We start from the raw sequence: 4,507 nt of genomic DNA, 5'->3' as shown, positions 1-4,507 counted from the left end.
TATGTTTATTCATTAATTTCGATAACTTGTACTGGACAACTATCTTTAGCATCCGCAGTTTCTTTTTCAAAACCGATTGGGTTTTCTATCATTACTACAGCTAATCCTTCATCATTCATTCTAAATACATCTGGACAGATTGTTGTACACATACCACAACCTATGCAACCGTCATTTATTTTGATTTTCATTGTGTCCTCCTTTTTCATCAGTACTTCTAATTTTATTCTATCGTATTTCACCATTTGTAGAAATCGTTACTACTTGCCATGGAATAAATTTACCACTGTTCTTTAGTGCTTGTTTTGTAGCTTGTTCAATACCACCGCAACATGGAACTTCCATACGAACAACCTTTACTTCTTGAACATCATTATCTCTGATAATCGCAGTTAATTTTTCACTGTAATCTTCCATATCTAATTTTGGACAACCAATAATTGTGACATGATTCTTAATGAAATCATGATGGAAATTTGCATAGGCATATGCTGTACAATCTGCGGCAATTAATAATTTACATCCATCAAAATAGGGAGCATGAATTGGAACTAGTTTGATTTGAACTGGCCATTGCATCAACTCACTTTGCAAACTTGTTTCTCCTTGTATATTTACTTTTGGTGTTATCATTTTGGAATGTGTTCCAGGACATCCACAAGGTAATGGTTCTTCTTTTACTTTCATATTGGCTTGAACAGCTTCATGATCATAAGCAAGTGCTTCTCTTTCTTCAAATGAGATAGCACCTGTTGGACAGGTTGGCAAACAATCCCCCAGTCCATCACAATAATCATCTCTTAACAACTTCGCTTTCCCATTTACCATCCCTATTGCACCCTCATGACATGCGATTGCACATGCTGCACATCCATTACATTTATCTTCATCAATTGTTATGATTCTTCTTTTCATTTTAACGTCCTCCTTGTATTCATAAATTGATTATAATAGAATGAGTTTAGAAAGTACGTTGTTTTTACAACGAAATAAAAAACGAATGAAAATTTCTAAAGATTGTTACCAAAAGATAAAATTATTTAATGGCATTGATTTTAATACAATACCTGAACTTTTAGCATTACTTGATACACAAGAAGTATATTATAAAAAGAATACAATATTGTATAATCAAGGCGATCAAATTACAAACATTGGTATTGTCATATCTGGATCATTACAAATATCAAGTTGTGATTTCTTTGGAAACAAAAGTATTCTTACTGAATTAAATGAAGGAGATACATTTGGTGAAGTGTTTGCTTTGGCAAAAATATCCACTGTACCTTTACAAGTAATCGCAACACAAGATTCTCATATATTACTCATACATCCAGATTCTATTTTCGATACAAAGAAACTAAACCCATTAAAACAGAAATTTATTCAGCTTTTGCTTATGGAACTCACTCGCAAAAATTTAACACTATCAAAAAAAATTGAACACTTAACCAAGCGTTCAATTCGTGAAAAATTATATTCATATTTATCGAGTGAAGCTATTCGAAACAAGAGTTCTCATTTTACAATTCCATTTAATCGTCAGGAATTAGCCGACTATTTATCCATTGACCGCAGTGCTTGTTCTAGCGAATTATCATCAATGAAACAAGAGGGTATATTGGATTATCATAAAAATGAGTTTACACTTCACAAAAAGATTTAACGAAGTTTAGTTGCTTTTTCCATTTCTCTTTTTGCAGTTCTAATCTTATCATCATTGCGCTTATCATAGAGCGCTTTTCCTTTTGCAAGAGCAATCTCTACTTTGGCACGACCATTCTTCAAATACATACGTGTTGGTACAACTGTATATCCCTTTAGTTTCACACTATTTTGAAGTTTTCGAATTTCTGGTCGATTTAATAATAATTTTCTTACTCGCGTTTCATCATGGTTAAATTGATTCCCATGATCATATTGAGCAATATGCATTTCTTTAATGTATGCTTCTCCATCTACAAATGAGATGAAGGCATCTTTAAATTGTACTTTACCTTGTCTGATTGATTTGATTTCAGTCCCTACTAAAACAAGACCTGCTTCAAAACGATCCTCTAAAAAGTAATCATGACTTGCTCTTTTATTTAATGCTATAACTTTTTCACTCATCAAGAATCACTCCCTTATTTATTATAACTTAAATCCAGCGTTGTTTCTTCTTTTTCTTATCTTTATGGATGATAAAATCGATTGTTTGTTTTTCTTTATTTGCGTCAATAAGTTTAACACGCACTTCTTGACCTAATTTATAGATAGTGCCAGTTCTTTCACCAATCAATTGGTATCCCGTTTCATCATAATGGTAATAATCATCATTTAAACTTTGTACATGAACTAAACCTTCAACTGTATTTGGTAATTCAACAAAGAATCCAAACTTAGTTACAGAACTAATAACTGCATCAAAAGTAAGTCCGATTTTATTTTGCATAAACTCAGCTTTTTTCATGTCTTCAACATCACGTTCTGCTTCTATTGAAGCTCGTTCTCTTTCTGATGTTTCAAGTCCTAGTTTCTCCATCTTCAATTCATCATTCTTAATTTCATTAACATCTAAACATTGATTAAATGAATATTTACGCAACATACGATGCACAATCAAATCAGGATAGCGACGAATAGGTGATGTAAAATGCAAATATTCATCTAAAGCCAATCCAAAATGTCCTAAACATTTTGAATCATACTTTGCTTTTTGCATTGAACGTAACATCAATGTGGATATAACCGGAAACTCTGGTTCATCTTTAAACTCATTTAAACATTTTTGAACTTCTAGCGGACGAATATCTTCCATATTCCCTTTGAACTTATGTCCCATAATAAGAGCTACTTTCGCAAACTCTCTTAACTTCTTAGCTAAAGGTTGTTCATGAACACGATACAACGAAGGAATCTCTAGCCATTTCATATGTTTAGCAACAGTCACATTTGCACAAATCATAAAATCTTCAATAATTCGTTCTGATTCACCACGTTCTCTTAATTGAATATCTTGTACCTTGCCACTTTTATCTACAATGATTTTTGCTTCTTCTTTATCAAAGTCAATTGCACCATTCTTTTCTCTATTCTTACGAATACGTTTAGCACAATTCTCCATCATCAAAAATAGATCTCCAAGATGCTCATACTTACGACATAAAATTTCATCTTTCGCTAATATCTTGTTGACATTATTATATGTCATTCTTTCTGTTGAGCGAATGTAAGAAGGATAGATTTCATATGATGTAACTTCACCATTCTCATCAATCAACATTTCACATGTTATTGTTAAACGTTCAACTTTTGGATTCAGTGAACAAATTCCATTAGATAGAACATGTGGTAACATGGGTACAACACGATCTGTTACATACGTTGATGTTCCTCTACTTACTGCTTCTACATCGAGCGGTGAGTTCTCAGTTACATAATATGAAACATCTGCAATATGCACCCATAAACGATAGTTCTTATCTTCAGCAGCTATACTTATCGCATCATCAAAGTCTTTTGAATCATCACCATCAATGGTAACCACAATCATATTTGTACAATCTCTTCTGCCTATTTTTTGTTCAGGTAAAACTTCTTGTGATATTGCTTCTGCTTGTTTTAGTGCTTCATCTGGAAATTCATTGTGAATATCATGTTGTAATAAAATAGATAATACATCTACTCCCGGATCATCACGATGTCCTAACAACTGTGTTATTTCTAATTCAATCGTATTTTTAAGTATCTTAATAATTTTGAACTGAGCTTTAGTTCCAGACACCACTCTAAACTTCGCTAAGTTTCTAACTATTATTCTTCCTTTAAGTCTTTCGTCATCTAATTCAACTGTAATTCCTGTTTTACGAACATAAAAAGTCCCAATACAAACTTCTGTATTTCGCGTTAATATTTTTACTACTTCACCTTCATTACTACCTATTTTAAATAACTTAACGACAACCTCATCTTTATCCATAGCTCCTTTTAAATCATCCAGGCTAATATAAATACTGTTGTTTGCATCTAAGTCTAAAAAACCAAATCCTTTTCGATTGATTGATATTTTCCCAACATAGATTCCTGCTTGAATTGCCGTTAAGAAAAAATTCTTCGGATTTCTTGCGATAATGTAATCATCTTCTAACTGATTTAGTGTTTTATTAAGCATGATGAAATCACTCGTCGATGTACAATCTAATTCTTTAGCGAGTTTTTCAATATCATATGTTCCTAACTTACTGTTTTCAATTAAAGTAAGTATTTTGTCTTTTAATTGTGTCATTTCCATAGAGCTCACCTCCTTTTGATTCCTCTTGAAAATAAAAAAGGCACATGGCCTTTCCTACATAATTCTCATTAATATAACTAATGCAAAGAATAGAATTCCAATTCCTAATGTTAAATTGGAAATAATTTTCTCTGATCCTCTTTCTTTTGTGTTGGCAAATAGATTTAATCCTCCGCTACCTGTAAAAGCACCTGAGATACCATCTGATTTTCCACTTTGTAGTAAAGAAAGAAT

The 4,507-nt window shown here is 32.2% G+C and carries 6 protein-coding genes; 1 reads left to right on the top strand and 5 read right to left on the bottom strand.

Annotated features, from left to right (window positions below; translation table 11 throughout):
• Positions 1 to 5: 5 nt before the first annotated feature.
• Both RR643_RS11310 and RR643_RS11305 read right to left on the bottom strand, forming a co-directional pair.
• Complete coding sequence (locus RR643_RS11310; protein ID WP_332469935.1) at positions 6 to 191, bottom strand: ferredoxin; 186 nt, start codon at positions 189 to 191, stop codon at positions 6 to 8.
• A 37-nt stretch (positions 192 to 228) separates the two neighbouring features.
• The gene (locus RR643_RS11305; RefSeq protein ID WP_332483281.1) at positions 229 to 915 is read right to left on the bottom strand and encodes a 4Fe-4S binding protein; all 687 of its coding nucleotides are present in this window, start codon (positions 913 to 915) and stop codon (positions 229 to 231) included.
• Positions 916 to 1,000: 85 nt separating this feature from the next.
• On the opposite strand from RR643_RS11305, the gene RR643_RS11300 reads away from it, so the two are divergent.
• A complete protein-coding gene (locus RR643_RS11300) occupies positions 1,001 to 1,666 on the top strand; it encodes a Crp/Fnr family transcriptional regulator (RefSeq protein ID WP_332483280.1) in 666 nt (221 codons plus the stop codon).
• On the opposite strand, the gene smpB is transcribed toward RR643_RS11300, so the two are convergent.
• The 3 genes from smpB to secG form a co-directional block, all read right to left on the bottom strand.
• A complete protein-coding gene (gene smpB, locus RR643_RS11295; RefSeq protein WP_442878016.1) occupies positions 1,663 to 2,112 on the bottom strand; it encodes an SsrA-binding protein SmpB in 450 nt (149 codons plus the stop codon). The two genes, RR643_RS11300 and smpB, sit on opposite strands and share 4 nt — an antisense overlap.
• Before the next feature lie 28 nt (positions 2,113 to 2,140).
• Entirely contained in the window at positions 2,141 to 4,273 is a 2,133-nt protein-coding gene (gene rnr / locus RR643_RS11290; RefSeq protein ID WP_332483279.1) for a ribonuclease R, read from the bottom strand.
• A gap of 54 nt (positions 4,274 to 4,327) precedes the next feature.
• Positions 4,328 to 4,507: preprotein translocase subunit SecG (gene secG, locus RR643_RS11285; protein ID WP_332483278.1), on the bottom strand; the 180-nt coding region annotated here is incomplete at its 5' end.

The sequence above is a fragment of the Anaerorhabdus sp. genome, from assembly GCF_036637135.1.
Taxonomy (GTDB): Bacteria; Bacillota_I; Bacilli_A; order Erysipelotrichales; family Erysipelotrichaceae; genus Anaerorhabdus.
The sequence above is the reverse complement of the archived record's forward strand: the minus strand, read 5'-3'. Positions and strand labels throughout refer to the sequence as shown.

Coding starts and splice junctions, on each gene's coding strand:
- RR643_RS11310 (WP_332469935.1), bottom strand. CDS start 191: ATGAAAATCAAAATAAATGACGGTTGCATAGGTTGTGGTATGTGTACA.
- RR643_RS11305 (WP_332483281.1), bottom strand. CDS start 915: ATGAAAAGAAGAATCATAACAATTGATGAAGATAAATGTAATGGATGT.
- RR643_RS11300 (WP_332483280.1), top strand. CDS start 1,001: ATGAAAATTTCTAAAGATTGTTACCAAAAGATAAAATTATTTAATGGC.
- smpB (WP_442878016.1), bottom strand. CDS start 2,112: ATGAGTGAAAAAGTTATAGCATTAAATAAAAGAGCAAGTCATGATTAC.
- rnr (WP_332483279.1), bottom strand. CDS start 4,273: ATGGAAATGACACAATTAAAAGACAAAATACTTACTTTAATTGAAAAC.